The sequence below is a fragment of the Bradyrhizobium sp. URHC0002 genome (genome assembly GCF_054059515.1).
Map to the genome: position 1 here is coordinate 1,667,271 of NZ_JBSSCF010000001.1, position 14,357 is coordinate 1,681,627.

Genomic DNA, 14,357 nt, shown 5'->3' on the forward strand with positions numbered 1-14,357 from the left:
GTGAGCGCGCGCTGACTCGTGGTGTCGACGTATGTAAGGCTGTCCCGCTCGCGGAGCAAAATGGCGATGGAATGGCTTGAAGCCTTCAGATCCCACGCCGTGGCCCTGCCGAACTTGGCAAATAATGGCGATCATCGCGGCGGCACCGTTGCTTGCCCGCCGCTTCAGGGCTCCCGAAATCGTAGCGCTGCTAGCCTTCGGGGTCCTGCTCGGGCCATATGTTCTGGACGTCGCCCCGATGAATCACCCGATCGTGCAGTTCTTCGGCGATCTTGGCAGGCTGTTGATCATGTTCACGGCGGGGCTGGAAATCGAGATCAGCCTCTTTCGGAAAGCACAGACCCGCAGCATCATATTCGGTATCGTCACGACCATCGTGCCGCAGGTGCTCGGTACCGCGTGTGGTCTGGCGTTCGGTTATGGGATTATCCCCGCCATCGTCATCGGCTCGTTGTTCGCATCGCATACTTTGCTCGCTCTGCCGATTGTCAGGCGCCTTGGTGTCCTTGGAACGGAGCCGGTCGTCGTCACGATCGGTGCCACATTGGTGGCGGACACCTTGTCGCTGGTCATCTTCGGGATTTGTGTTTCAATGTATACGACCGGATTCTCGCCATCGGGCCTTGCGCTGCAAATCGTCGAGGTTGCCATCTTCGTCCCGCTGATCCTGATAGGCGTAAGCCGCGCCGGCGCCTGGCTCCTGAGCAAGCTGCGGGACAGCCAAGAGGGCTACTTTGTCACGATGCTTGGCATTATGGCGGTTGCCGGCGTACTCGCCGATCTCATCAATCTGCCGGATATTGTCGGTGCCTTTTTGGCGGGATTGGCGGTCAATGCTGCTGTCGGCGAGCACCCGGCGAAGGAAAAGCTGGATTTCTTCGGCAGGGCCTTTTTCATTCCAATCTTCTTCATTGTCGTAGGCTTCCTGATTGTCCCAAGCGCGGTGGCGCAAACAATTTCCACCCATCTCTGGCTGGTTGTGGCCCTGGTTGCCTCCCTGATCCTGGGAAAGGGAATCGCAGCGGCTATCACTGGTCGCGCCTTTGGCTATGCGCGCCCGGCGAGGCTAACGATGTGGTCCCTGACGCTGCCGCAGGTTGCCGCCACCCTTGCCGCCACCTTGGTCGGCTACAACACTCTTAATGCCGCCGGGGACCGGCTGCTGACCTCGGAAATTTTCAACGCCGTGCTGGTGCTGCTGGTCGTTAGCTCGGTTCTTAGTACGATCCTGACGGAGGCGTTTGCCCGCCGGATGAAGGTCTCGGGCAACGGATCAAAACCCATCGATGTCTAGGCAAGATACCGGAGGGGCCGTTACCGGCTGAGATACCTGACCGCGATTTTCGCGATTTTCTTTGGATCGCGAGTGCCTGATGCGTCGATTTCGATGATCTTGCGCGCAACGAAGTCGCTGAGAGGATCATTACGATCAATCAGACTTAGAGACTTCAGAGTGTAGGTGTCCTTGCGGACCTCCCACTCCAACCAAATTGGAGCGTTGGCTGAGGCACATATGTCGGCCTTGGGAGGGGTAGAGCGGAAGTCGTCGGCACGCGGCCAAAGCGACGCAAATGACCCTTCAAGGACGTTGCGCGATGTCGCAACTTGAATCTGCAATGCAGAGAAGCGGAGATCGCGAGCGAACCAAAGCAATTCGCGCCATCATATGCGGCGCGCTATGGCTCGATATGCGGCGCGCTATGGCTCGCTTCGCTCGCCACGTTCAAGCGAGCGTCCCATTAATGCCTCGCAGGCACGCGGCAGCCATGCAATTTCGCTACCCGAATTAGCCCGGAACCCCACTCCCCGCAGGACGTTATCTCGGGGTCGGGCATCATGTTTGCCGCAATTTGACGTAAAAACCCTGGGGCTGGGGCATTCCGGGGGTGTTTTTTCATTGGTCCAATCGGATGATTGTGAAGGCGATACGGCAGGGTGCGGCGGTGGATGAGCGTGCGTCCAGTTCCGCGCCGCTGCAGCAGGAAAATGACGGCGTCATCGAAACCAGCATCCCTGCGCGGCTCGATGCCCTGCGCTGGGGCGGCTTTCATACCCGCGTGGTAGCCGCGCTCGGCATCACCTGGATTCTGGACGGGCTGGAAGTCACGCTGGCGGGCGCCTTGTCGGGCGCGCTGAAGGAAAGCCCGACGTTGCAATTTTCGAATTTCGATGTTGGCCTCGCCAACAGCGCCTATCTCGCGGGCGCCGTGCTGGGCGCGCTTGGGTTCGGCTGGCTGACGGACCGGATCGGGCGCAAGAAACTGTTCTTCATCACGCTCGCGCTCTATCTCACCGCGACCGCAGCCACCGCGCTGTCGTGGAGTGTGGCGAGTTATACGCTGTTTCGCTTCCTGACCGGGGCGGGGATCGGCGGCGAATACACCGCGATCAATTCGACGATCCAGGAGCTGGTCCCGGCGCGCTATCGCGGCTGGACTGATCTGGTGATCAACGGCAGCTTCTGGATCGGGGCGGCGATGGGCGCGGTCGCCGCGATCGTGCTGCTCGATCCCAACTTGCTGCCTCCCGATATCGGCTGGCGGCTGGCCTATTTCATTGGCGCCGCGCTCGGCCTGATCGTCTTCGTGATGCGGATGTGGATTCCGGAAAGCCCGCGCTGGCTGATGATCCATGGCCGCCCCGGAGAGGCGCATGCGATCGTCGACGAGATCGAAAGGGCCTCGACGCGACATCCCGATCATCCGGCCGATGAGGTATTTTCGAAGATCAGGCTGCGGATGCGCAGCCACACGCCGCTTGGAGAAGTGGCGCATACATTGTTCACGACCTACCGGCAGCGTTCGCTGGTCGGATTGGTGCTGATGGGCGCGCAGGCGTTCTTCTACAACGCCATCTTCTTTACCTTCGCGCTGGTGCTGACCGATTTCTTCGGCATCCCGTCCAGCCATGTCGGCTGGTTCATCCTGCCCTTTGCGGTGGGAAATTTCCTGGGGCCGCTGCTGCTCGGCCGGCTGTTCGATACCCTTGGCCGTCGCACGATGATTGCGACCACCTATGGCGCATCGGGCGTCCTGCTCGCACTGTCGGGCTACCTGTTCTCGATCGGCGTTCTGACTGCGCAGACCCAGACCATCGCCTGGATGGTGATCTTCTTCTTTGCCTCGCCGGCGGCGAGTGCTGCCTATCTCACCGTCAGCGAGACGTTTCCGCTGGAGGTGCGCGCGCTTGCAATTGCGCTGTTCTACGCGATCGGAACGGGCATTGGTGGCGTGGCGGGCCCGGTGCTGTTCGGCGCCCTGATCGATACCGGATCGCGTAACAGTGTCTTCGCCGGCTACCTGTTCGGGTCGGCATTGATGATCGTAGCCGCCGCCGTCGCGTGGCGGTATGCCATCGCGGCCGAGCGCAAGTCGCTCGAAACTGTCGCACGGCCGCTCGCATTTGTGGAGTAGAATGAGATGAATGAGGATCTGCTGGAAATGCCATTGGAAGAAGATATCGTCCGTGAAGACGACGCTGCGCCGGAAACCGTGCCGGTGCCGCGCTCGCTGGTGCCGCATCTGAGCGAGACCGCGATCCTGCTCGACATCGACGGCACGCTGCTCGATCTGATGCCGACGCCGCGCGAAGTCTGGGTGCCGCCGGGCCTGGTGAAGACCTTGAATCGCCTGCTGGTGCGAACCAACGGCGCGCTGGCGCTGGTCTCAGGCCGCTCGCTCAACGACATCGATTTGATTTTCGCGCCTGATCAATTCCCGGCCGTCGGCGGCCATGGCGCCGAGATGCGGATCGAGCCGGACAACGAGTCGGTGGATGCCCACGCGCCGCCGCTGGACAAGGAATTGAAGCGCCGGCTGGCTGCGATCGCAAAGTTGAGCCCGGGAATATTGCTGGAAGACAAGGGCTATTCGCTGGCGCTGCATTATCGCCTCGCGCCGCACGCGGAGAAGGCGATCTATGCCGCGGTGTCGCTGATCAGGGCCGATCTTCCCAATGCGCCGATCGAGGTGCTGCCCGGCAAATGCGTCTGCGAGATCAAGCATTCCGGATTCACCAAGGCGAGCGGCGTGCACGAGTTGATGAAGCGCGAACCCTTCAAGGGCCGCCGTCCATTCTTCATCGGCGACGACGTCACCGACGAAACCGTGTTTGCGATCATGCCTGATCTCGATGGCCTCGCCTTCTCGGTCGGCCGTCGCGCCAAGGGCGTGGCGGGGCACTTCGATGCGCCGAGCGACGTGCGCGAGTTCCTCGCGCACCTGCTTGATGATGAAAGGGACGCATCCCTGCCATAATGTTTTTCGTCTCGACGGCTTTCGACCACAGATTCTCGCGCTTGATGCCGTGGTTCACGACAAAATTTATTTTTCGTGAGTTCCGGTGAGTTCCCCCACGCCGCAGCCCGAATTTGGTTTCAATTCGTTGAAAGGGTGAACAGGAACCATATTGATGAACGGTTGTTAACGCGAGCGCATCAACGGGAGGGGAGATCTGTGAACCTCGTCGTCGTTTCAAACCGCGTTTCGCGCGGAAAACCCAACGAACCCATGACGGGGGGACTCGCCGCGGCGTTGTTGCCGATCGTCGAGAAGTCAGGCGCGATCTGGGTCGGTTCCTCGGGGCGGGTCCGCGATGGGAACCTGAAGGAACCGTTTGCCGAAGTCGAGGCCCTTGGCGCCGGCGCGCTGGCGATGCTGGATCTGCCGGCCGCGCATTACGGCGGCTATTACGAAGGCTTTGCGAATTCCGCATTGTGGCCGGCGCTGCATTCGCGCGCCGATCTGATCCGCGCCACGCAGGAAGACTATCTCAGCTATCGCGAAGTGAACGCCTTCATGGCGCGCGCGCTGTTGCGATTCCGAAAAGCCGATTCCGCGTTCTGGGTTCAGGATTACCATTTCCTCGCGCTCGGCGCCGAACTGCGCGATCTCGGCGTCACGCAGCCGATCGGCTTCTTCCTGCATACGCCGTGGCCGGCGCGTTCGGTGATATCTGGCGTGCCGAATCATCGCGAGCTGATCGAGGCGATGCTGGCCTATGATCTGATCGGTTTCCAGACCGAGGAAGATTGCGAGAACTTCCTGTCTTACGCGCAGTCCGACCTCGGCCTCGTCGTGCATGACGGCGTCGTCATTTCACGCTACGGCCGGACGCGCGCCGCCGTATTTCCGATCGGCATCGATCCCGGGCAATTCGCGCAGCTGGCGGCGAAGGCGTCGACCCATCCGGACGTCTCGCGGCTGCGGCGCAGCCTGAACGGCGAGAAGCTCGCGATCGGCGTCGACCGGCTGGACTATTCCAAGGGCCTGATCAACCGCATCAAGGCGTTCGACCGGATGTGGACGCTGCATCCGCAGCTTTCGCGCGCCGCATCGCTGCTGCAGATCGCGACGCCCTCGCGCGGAGCGATCGAAGCCTATGGCAATCTGCAGGGCGAGGTCGCCAGGCTCGTCAGCGACGTCAACGGCCAGCACGGTGAAGTCGACTGGACGCCGATCCGCTATCTCAACAAGGGCTACGGCCAGGCCGTGCTCGCGGGTCTCTATCGCACCGCGCAGGTGGGCGTGGTGACGCCGTTGCAGGATGGGATGAATCTCGTCGCCAAGGAATATGTCGCCGCGCAAAACCCGGTCGACCCCGGCGTGCTGGTGCTGTCGAAATTCGCCGGCGCCGCCAACGAGCTCGATACCGCGCTGCTGGTCAATCCGCACGATATCGACGCCATGGCGCGCACCATCGCGACCGCGCTGTCGATGCCGCTGACCGAACGGCGGATGCGCTGGGAAGCGATGATGGCGAAGCTGCGCGGACATACGATCCAGCAATGGTTCGCCGACTTCACCGACGCGCTGCACGAATGCCAGCTCGACAGGGAAGCATTGGCGCCTGTGATCGCCGAACCCGTGCTATGGCCGCTCCGCTCCTTCACCAACGGCGGCGCGCGGTATCATTAGTGTCTCAAGCAGCTCATCCGACGAGCTAACTTTCTCATCCTGAGGAGCCGCGAAGCGGCGTCTCGAAGGATGAGGCGGCGGTGGCCGTGCTCGTCTAATAGCAATACGACACGCCATCCAGAACCGGGCAGCGCGCCTTGCTCGGCGCGCTCGGATTTTCCATCGGCACGTAACCGCCCTTGCCGTTACCAACGAATACACCGGGGCCGATCACGACCGACGACTTGTTGCCGATGATGACGCTCGGATGCGGCGAGACCAGGTTTGACCGCGTGCCGTCCGCCCAGATGAGCGATTCGCCGGCGAAAACCCCGCGCCTGCCGTCGTCGCAGGTCACGTCCACGCCCTGGCGGGTGCAGGACTGCGCCATCGCGGGCCCGGCGGCGCCTAACGCGAGTGCCGCTGCCAGAATGGAGAATTGAAGCGCCCGCGTGATCGTCATGCCGTCCTCCACCAATTGCGTTGCCACTTATCGTCGTCGATCGTGGCCGGATTTCGGTTCAAGGTCCGACAACGCGCCAATTATCCGACGCGGGGTTGCAAAAATTACCGAATAAATTCAATGGATTGGGGAAAATTTGGCGACCTCGCCCGGCCTCCCTTGCAAAATCAGTCCTGCCCCTTCAAGAGAGGGCCTCCGGAGAGATGGCCGAGTGGCTTAAGGCGCACGCTTGGAAAGCGTGTGTGCGGGAAACCGTACCGTGGGTTCGAATCCCACTCTCTCCGCCATTTGCACGATTTTGTACGCCAAATTGTGCAGCGGCCGCGCGCTCTCGCGGGTGACCGTCCTGCCGAAGGCGCCGCTCCCGAGAACAATTGCCAGCAAGTGATGTGAGCGGGATTCGCGGAATCCGTAGCTCGTGGTGCGGCGCTTCCTGTTCCTTTTCGTCGTCGAGGCATTCCTGAGGCTGTCTGGGGCACTCCCGTAGTGCGCGTTCTGTCGCGTCAGCAGCAGCTGCGCGGCAGCCGTCGGCGATCCCCGAATGGTCGGCAACCTCCGGCACAATTGGTATTGTCAATATTTGATATATCATGTATCAGAATGGCGTCGAGGGGACGAAATCTGCGGGACGCATGACGAAGCTTATCTTCGGAGTGGTGGCGGACGATCTGACGGGTGGCCTGGAAACCGCCGCGATGCTGGTCGCTGCCGGGATCGAATGCGGATTTGTCACCGACCCCGACCTCGTCGGCAGCTGCGGCGATGTGCCGGCTATCGTGATCGCGCAGAAGACGCGGGTCATCCCCGCGAGCGAAGCCGTCAGCAAGACGGCGAAGGCGGCACGGGCGCTGCTTGCGCGGGACGTCAGGCAAATCTTCTTCAAGTATTGCGCGACATTCGATTCTACCGACCAGGGCAACATCGGCCCGGTCTCCGACCTGCTGATGCAGCTGACCGGCGCCGAATACACCGCCTTTTGCCCGGCTTCGCCGGTCCTTCGAAGGACCGTCTACAACGGCCATCTCTTCCTCGGGACCGAGCTGATCTCGGACTCACCGAAACGCAATGATCCGCTGACGCCGATGACCGATCCCGATCTGGTCCGGGTTCTGCAGCGTCAAACGCGGACCAGCGTTGGCATTCTGCCGCATTCGCAGGTCAACGCCGGACCGGACGCGGCCGGACGCGCGATCGCGGAAGCGGCGGCTCGGGGTATCCGCTATTTCATTGCGGACGCGATCTATGATCGGGATCTCGACACGCTTGCCACGCTAACCTGTGAGTGGAGGTTGATGACGGGCAATGCGACGATCGTGCAGCACTACCCGGAAATCTGGAAGGCGCGGGAGCTCATCCCTGTAGCCGGGAAACCACCCGGCTTGCGCGCAGTTGGCGGTGGCGGCGTGGTTCTCTCCGGGAGTTGCGCCGAGCGGACCTTGGAGCAACTCGACGAATTCGAGAAGGCGCATCCCGTGCTTCGCATCAATCTCCTGAATGCCGAAGATGCGGCGTCGACAATTGGCGACGCGCTCGAGTGGGCTCGGTCACGGCTGCACGATGGTCCCGTCGGCTTCGCCACCTCGGGCACGCCCGAGGCCGTCAAGATGGCTCAGGAGCGATACGGTCGTGAAGGTGCAGCACAACTCGCCGAAACCATTCTTGGCCGGCTCGCCGTCGCTCTCCGCAGTGTCGGCGTGCGGCGCTTCGTCGTGGCCGGTGGCGAGACGTCGGGTGCGATCGTCGAGCACCTCGGCATTCGACGCTTGCGGGTCGGTCCCTATGGTGGACCCGGCATCGGCACTGCGGTGACGGAAGACGATGATCCGGTGGCCCTCTGTCTCAAGTCCGGCAAGCTCGGCCCCGACGATCTGTTCGCGACAACGCTCGAAGCGATGCTGAAGCCCGGGGGAGTAAATTGAACGAACGCGAACTTAGACAATCCGTGCTGGATACCGTCGCGCGCCTGGAAGCCAAGGGCTTCAATCACGGCAGCAGCGGAAATGTCAGCTGTCGCATCGGGGAAGACATTCTCATCACGCCGACGGGCGGTAACAGCGGCAACACGACGATTGACGGACTGGTCCATCTGAAGCGCGATGGAACGGTGGTCGGAGGCGGCCTGCCCTCCAGCGAATGGCACATGCATCTGGCGATTCTAAACGCCTATCCGCATGTCAACGCGGTGGTGCACACCCACGCTGACTGCTGCGTCGCGCTGTCCTGCCTCGCAAAGCCAATTCCGGCGTTCCACTACATGGTCGCCGGTTTTGGCGGAAACGATGTACCTTGCGCGCCCTACGCCACGTTCGGCACCCGGGCTCTCGCCGACGGCGCGGTGGCGGCGCTGAAACAGCGCAAGGCCTGCCTGCTGGCGAACCACGGGATGATTGCCGTCGGCAAAGGGCTGCAGGCGGCCTTCGACCTCACCGTGAAGCTCGAAACCCTTGCCCGGCAGTATCTGCTTGCCTGTCGGGCCGGCGCGCCTGCGATCCTTGCCGACGATGAAATGGCGCGGGTGGTCGAACGCTATGGCAGTTACGGCCGCGCTGCGCTGCCGGCCTGAGAAGGACAATTTTATGGAGATCACCGGGAAGACCAAGATCATGTTCGTGCTCGCCGACCCGATCGATCACGTGCGGGCGAGCGCGGTCATGAATGCCTATTTCGGATCGATCGGCGACGATCTGGCGGTGTCGCCGCTCCATGTCCGGCCCGACGATCTCGGTCACGTCGTTGCAAGTATCAAGCGGATGCGCAACGTCTTCGGCTTCGGTGTAACGATCCCGCACAAGACCTGCGTGATCGAGCATCTGGATGAGATTACGCCGACGGCACGGCTCATTGGCGCGGTCAACTTCGTCAAGCGGGCGGCCGAAGGGCGCCTCGTTGGCGACAATCTGGATGCGAGAGGATTCATTGCCAGCCTCGCGCAGCATGACGTTGCGGTTCGCGATCGGAAGGTGCTCCAGGTCGGTGCCGGTGGCGCGGGACGCGCAACGGCATTCGGCCTGGCAGAGGCCGGCGCGCGCGAACTCACGATCATGAACCGGGATGACGAGAAAGCCCGCGCGCTTGCGGCTGCCGTGGCGGCGCATTATCCCGCCACGAAGGTCAGCGCCGGCCGCGCCGAGGCGCGGGCATTCGATCTCATCGTCAACACGACGTCGCTCGGCATGAAACCGGATGATCCGCTTCCACTGGACATCGAAGGTGTCGGTCCGGGCGCCACCGTCAGCGACATCATCGTCAATCCTGCAGTTACGCGGCTTCTTGCAAGGGCGGCTGCGCAGGGCGCAAAGGTCATCGGCGGAAAGCCGATGCTCGATGCGCAGATGGCCCTTGTCGCGGGGTTGATCGAACGATAGCCTGATATATCAAATATTATATCGGGGATGGCGACTTTGGACTGGCGGCGAGGGCCGCCCCGTATCGAGGGCAAACGGAAGGGAAGCGAGACTCCGTGAATATTGCATCGGCCAGACAGTCGGCGTCGGGCGCATCGATCCGCATCAGTCGCCTGGAGAAGCGCTTCGGTGCCGTGTCCGCCGTCGATGGCGTCGATATCGATATTGCTGCCGGTGAGTTTATCGCCCTGCTCGGACCAAGCGGCTCCGGAAAGACGACGATCCTGATGAGTGTTGCAGGATTCGAATTCCCGACCAGCGGCACCATTCACGTCGATTCCGAAGACCTGACCTATGTTCCTTCGAACAGGCGCAACCTCGGAATGGTGTTCCAGAATTATACGCTGTTCCCCCACATGTCGATTCTCGACAATGTCGCCTTTCCCTTGAAGATGCGCGGTCTGCGGACCGCTGAACGTCATGCGCGCGCCGAGGCCGCGCTCGCGACCGTTCGTCTGGCGGGCTACGGCCACCGTCGTCCGAATGAGCTTTCCGGCGGCCAACAACAGCGCGTGGCGCTTGCGCGTGCGATCGTCTATCAGCCGCGCGTCCTCTTGATGGATGAACCGCTAAGTGCGCTCGACAAGAACTTGCGCGAAGACATGCAACTCGAGATCAAGCGGTTGCATGCCGAGCTTGGCATCACCGTCATCTTCGTTACCCACGACCAAAGCGAGGCGTTGACGATGGCCGACCGGATCGCCGTCCTGATGGATGGCAAGATCCAGCAGATCGGGCCGGCGCGCCAGCTTTACGAAAGGCCCGCCAATCTGTTTACCGCGGGCTTCATCGGCGAGATGAATTTCGTGGACGTTACCGTCAAAAGCGTCGGCGACGACGTCTCGGTGGCGCTGCCATGGGGTGAGACGTGGCGCCTGCCGGCCAAGGCGGCAGTCGAGCCGGTTGCGGCCGGCGAGGCGGCGGTGCTGGCGGTGAGGCCCGAGCGGCTGCAATTCGGCGCCGGCTCGCCCGGGCAAGTCATCACCGTGACGCTAAGCGACATTGTCTATGCGGGGGCGGCGCTGCTGCTGATCGGACGTCTGCCGGACGGCAGCGAGATGCGCGCGCGAATCCCCGGCGCCTCGCAGCTCAGCGCCTTGGCCCCGGGCGACGTTGCGTCCTTTACGATTCCCCTGGAGGCGATGCTGCTTTACCGGGGGAAGCGGCGATGATGGCGGCGGGACGGTCGCATTTCTGGCATTCCGACGGCCGCCGGCTGAGCGGCCTGTCGACGCTGCTGCTGCTCCTGCCATTCTTCATCATCATCGCCTTCGTCTTCGTCTATCCGATCCTGCAGCTCCTGGTGATCAGCGTCCTCGAACCGCATCCGACCCTGGAGAACTACGCGCGCGTCGTCGAGAACCCGGTTCACATCCGCGTCCTGCTGCGCACGCTCTGGACCGCTGCGCTGGTGACGGCCTTGTCCGTGGTCCTCGGCTTCCCGGTCGCCTATTACATGAGCCGGGCGAAGGGGACAGTTGCGGCCCTTGTCGCCGTTTGTGTCATCCTGCCACTCTGGTCGAGCGTCCTGGTGCGCACCGCCGCCTGGTCGTTTCTGTTCCAGCGCACCGGGCTGGTCAATTCAGCGTTGATGACGCTCGGTTTGACCTCAGAGCCATTCAAGCTGCTCTATACCCAGAGCGCGGTGGTCATCGCCATGACCCACGTGTTGTTGCCGTTCATGATCCTGCCGATCTACGGCGCATTACGCAGTATTCCGAACGACTATGTGCGGGCGGCCGCCGTGCTCGGCGCCACGCGCCTGCGGAGCTTTCTGGAAGTCATCCTTCCCTTGAGCCTGCCGGGTGTCGTCTCCGGTTCGTTGCTCGTGTTCCTCACGGCGATCGGCTTCTTCATTACGCCCGCGCTGCTCGGCTCGCCGCAGGAGATGATGATCTCGACGCTGGTCTCCAAGCAGATACGTGAGGTCCTCGACTGGCCCTTTGCTGCCGCGCTGGTCGGGGTGCTGACCGTGTTCGTGATGCTGCTGGCGATCGTCTTCAGCAAGACGCTCCGGTTCGACCGCCTGATGGGGAATGCCTCGTGAAACCGCCGGTCGACCGCGGATCGCTCGCGCTGGGGGCCTATGTCTATGCCGTGCTGGCCTTCATCATCGTGCCGTTGGTGATCGTCATTCCAATGTCGTTCAGCCAGAACGACTATCTGGCGTTTCCGCCGTCCGGCTTCACGCTGAAATGGTACTCGGAATATTTTGACAGCCGGCAATGGCGTGCGGCCACCTGGCTCAGCGTACAAGTGGCCCTGCTGACGGCGCTGTTCGCCTCGATCATCGGCACGGCCGCGACCTATGCCATGATCCGCGGCCGCAGCCGGCTCGTAACGGTGTTCCAGATCCTCCTGATCGGGCCGATCATTGTGCCGCATATCGCGCTCGCCGTCGGCCTCTATCTGTTCTTTCAAACGATCGGTCTGTCCGGGACCATTCCCGGCTTCGTGCTGGCGCATACGGTGCTCACCTTGCCGTTCGTGGTCTTCACGATGGCTGCGGCTCTGGGAAAGATCGATCCCAGTCTGGAGGCCGCGGCTATGAGCTGCGGCGCGACGCGCTTTCGGGCCTTCCGCCTCGTTACGCTGCCACTGGTCCTGCCGAGCCTCGCCAGCAGTGCGCTGTTTGCCTTCATTGTCTCCTTCGATGAGCCTGTCGTGTCGTTTTTTCTGTCCAGTGTGCGCCAGAAGACACTGCCGCGCCGAATGTTCGAAGACATCGAGCAGAACCTGACGCCGGTGATTCCCGCGATCGCGACGCTGCTGATCGTCTTGTCTATTTTGATTCTGCTGGGGGCCCATGTCCTCAGATCCCGCAGCCTCACCCGGTAGCGAGCCGGGTGAAAAGCCAGAGAGGAAGCCGTCGATGCTGAAGAGAAGTTGGATGTGGAAGCCGGCAGCTTTCGTGCTTGCTTCGGTTGTTTGTGGCGCGTCGCCGGCGACGGCTCAAAAACTGGAAGATCAATTGGTGATTGCCACGACCGGTGGCCTGATGGGCAACACCCTCGCGAAATATTTCTACGATCCCTTCAACAAGGCCAAGAATGTCGAAATCGTCCCGGTCGCGATCGAGGTCCCCGACCAGTGGGCGCGCGCCAAGGCGATGCAGCGAACCGGCAAGGTGGAGTTCGACATCGTCACCGCAACGGGGCCCGATCTGGTCGGACGCACCGACATGCTCGAGAAGATCGACTGTGCGAAACTGCCGAGCGTCCAGAAGTTCGGTGTCTCCGACGCCTGTCAGCCCTACGGTGTCGCCCGCACAACCGGCGGCATGCTGATCACCTACAATACCGAGACGTTCAAGGACAAGGCGCCCAGGACCTGGGCGGATTTCTGGGACGTCAAGCAGTTTCCCGGGCCGCGTGGGCTGCCGGACACCGGCGACAGCGATTGGTGGGTTCCGGTCGCCGCGCTGCTCGCCGACGGCGTCAAGCCGGATCAGCTTTTCCCGCTGGACCTCAATCGCGCCTACAAGAAGCTGGACGAGATCCGTCCCAATGTCGCGGTGTGGTGGAAGACGGGCGACCAGGTGCAGCAGATCATGCGCAGCCGCGAGGTTGTCATGACCATGAGCTACTCGGGCCGCGCGCTCGCCGTCGTGAAGGAGGGTGTACCGGCTGCGATGTCGTGGGACCAGGCCATTCGCGACACCGGCTACATGGCCATTCTCAAGGGCGCACCTGACCTCAATGCCGCCATGGCCTATCTCGACTTCTTTTATGCGAGCTCGGATGCGCATGTGCCGTTCATGCGCGCTGTCAACTATGCGACGGCCAGCAAGTCGGCCATCGAACTGTTGAAGCCGGAGGAGCGCAATCTCTACGCGACCTCGCCGGAGAACTACGAAAAGCTGGTCAAGCCCGATTTCGCCTGGATCGGCGAAAATCGTAACCAGCTGCGGGAACGCTGGATGGCCTGGCTGACCCGCTGATCCGCTTCTCCCGCCAATCGCGTTTGCAAGAAGGGACGGACCATGGATCACACCAGTGAGCCCGGTGCGATGCGCTACGTGATCGATCCCGGAAGGCTCGATCTCGTGGAGGAATTCCGCGCAAGTCCGCTGGGCGTGCATAGTCCGGAACTTCGCAAGCTGTTGGCGCGGATGCGATGGGGCAAGCCGGAAGGGCGGCTTGTCCTGATCGTGCTCGAACCCGGCAAGGCCTGGCGGTTGTCGCGCATCCCGAGGCGCCGCGGCGATCCGATGCCTTTCGTCGACGATCGCATCTTCACCTCTCTTGCGGAAGCGGAGTGGCATGTCTTCAAGCTGCGCTGGCAGGAAATGACGGGCACGACGCTGCCTGCGGAGGTTTCCGGTGATCTATAGGACCAACGACTATCTCGGCTATCCGGATCGCATCAGTGTCCCGGCGGGCGAGGCCGTGAGCTTCCAGCTCAGTGCCAAGCGGCCGAGCGTGAAGGTCGAGGTGCTCCGGCTGCGCTGCGGCGATCTCGATGCCAACGGCCCAGGCTTCAAATATGAGGTGATGACGAGCGGCATTGACGGGGAGCATGCCTGCCTCGACCAGCCGATCCGGCCGGGATCGAACGCCGTCATTGACCACGACGGTGCGCTGGTCCCGACCGGCG

13 protein-coding genes and 1 tRNA gene are annotated in these 14,357 nt (G+C 62.3%); 13 read left to right on the forward strand and 1 reads right to left on the reverse strand.

What is annotated here, in order from left to right; translation table 11 throughout:
* Positions 1-124: 124 nt before the first annotated feature.
* The 4 genes from ACVWVY_RS07920 (at position 125) to ACVWVY_RS07935 (ending at position 5,915) form a co-directional block, all read left to right on the forward strand.
* The gene (locus ACVWVY_RS07920) at positions 125-1,294 is read left to right on the forward strand and encodes a cation:proton antiporter (protein WP_456625845.1); all 1,170 of its coding nucleotides are present in this window, start codon (positions 125-127) and stop codon (positions 1,292-1,294) included.
* Positions 1,295-1,910: 616 nt separating this feature from the next.
* Positions 1,911-3,413 carry an MFS transporter gene (locus ACVWVY_RS07925; RefSeq protein ID WP_456625846.1) on the forward strand — a complete coding sequence of 501 codons (1,503 nt, stop codon included), beginning with the start codon at positions 1,911-1,913 and terminating at the stop codon, positions 3,411-3,413.
* A gap of 6 nt (positions 3,414-3,419) precedes the next feature.
* Positions 3,420-4,256 (forward strand): trehalose-phosphatase, encoded by an 837-nt coding sequence (gene otsB / locus ACVWVY_RS07930; protein WP_456625847.1) that lies wholly within the window; start codon positions 3,420-3,422, stop codon positions 4,254-4,256.
* Between the two features lie 198 nt (positions 4,257-4,454).
* A complete protein-coding gene (locus tag ACVWVY_RS07935; protein WP_456625848.1) occupies positions 4,455-5,915 on the forward strand; it encodes a trehalose-6-phosphate synthase in 1,461 nt (486 codons plus the stop codon).
* Positions 5,916-6,009: 94 nt separating this feature from the next.
* Here ACVWVY_RS07935 and ACVWVY_RS07940 read toward each other — a convergent pair whose 3' ends face one another.
* On the reverse strand, positions 6,010-6,357 hold the full coding sequence (locus tag ACVWVY_RS07940) for a hypothetical protein (RefSeq protein WP_456625849.1): 348 nt from the start codon (positions 6,355-6,357) through the stop codon (positions 6,010-6,012).
* 197 nt (positions 6,358-6,554) lie between these two features.
* Here ACVWVY_RS07940 and ACVWVY_RS07945 point away from each other — a divergent pair.
* The 9 genes from ACVWVY_RS07945 to ACVWVY_RS07985 all read left to right on the forward strand — a co-directional run bounded on the left by ACVWVY_RS07945 (position 6,555) and on the right by ACVWVY_RS07985 (position 14,094).
* Positions 6,555-6,644: transfer RNA gene (locus tag ACVWVY_RS07945), tRNA-Ser, on the forward strand.
* Positions 6,645-6,989: 345 nt separating this feature from the next.
* A complete protein-coding gene (otnK, locus tag ACVWVY_RS07950; protein ID WP_456625850.1) occupies positions 6,990-8,276 on the forward strand; it encodes a 3-oxo-tetronate kinase in 1,287 nt (428 codons plus the stop codon).
* Complete coding sequence (locus ACVWVY_RS07955; RefSeq protein ID WP_456625851.1) at positions 8,273-8,920, forward strand: class II aldolase/adducin family protein; 648 nt, start codon at positions 8,273-8,275, stop codon at positions 8,918-8,920. The genes otnK and ACVWVY_RS07955 overlap by 4 nt, the downstream gene beginning before the upstream one ends.
* Positions 8,886-9,722, forward strand: a complete 837-nt coding sequence (locus ACVWVY_RS07960) for a shikimate dehydrogenase family protein (protein ID WP_456625852.1) — start codon at positions 8,886-8,888, stop codon at positions 9,720-9,722. Before ACVWVY_RS07955 ends, ACVWVY_RS07960 begins: the two co-directional genes overlap by 35 nt.
* 101 nt (positions 9,723-9,823) lie before the next feature.
* Positions 9,824-10,933, forward strand: a complete 1,110-nt coding sequence (locus ACVWVY_RS07965; RefSeq protein WP_456632141.1) for an ABC transporter ATP-binding protein — start codon at positions 9,824-9,826, stop codon at positions 10,931-10,933.
* Entirely contained in the window at positions 10,930-11,808 is an 879-nt protein-coding gene (locus tag ACVWVY_RS07970; RefSeq protein WP_456625853.1) for an ABC transporter permease, read from the forward strand. Before ACVWVY_RS07965 ends, ACVWVY_RS07970 begins: the two co-directional genes overlap by 4 nt.
* A complete protein-coding gene (locus ACVWVY_RS07975) occupies positions 11,805-12,599 on the forward strand; it encodes an ABC transporter permease (protein ID WP_456625854.1) in 795 nt (264 codons plus the stop codon). Before ACVWVY_RS07970 ends, ACVWVY_RS07975 begins: the two co-directional genes overlap by 4 nt.
* A 34-nt stretch (positions 12,600-12,633) precedes the next feature.
* A complete protein-coding gene (locus ACVWVY_RS07980) occupies positions 12,634-13,701 on the forward strand; it encodes an extracellular solute-binding protein (RefSeq protein ID WP_456625855.1) in 1,068 nt (355 codons plus the stop codon).
* Positions 13,702-13,743: 42 nt separating this feature from the next.
* Positions 13,744-14,094: a hypothetical protein gene (locus ACVWVY_RS07985; protein WP_456625856.1), complete on the forward strand. Its 351-nt coding sequence runs from the start codon at positions 13,744-13,746 to the stop codon at positions 14,092-14,094.
* The last annotated feature ends 263 nt before the right edge of the window (positions 14,095-14,357 follow it).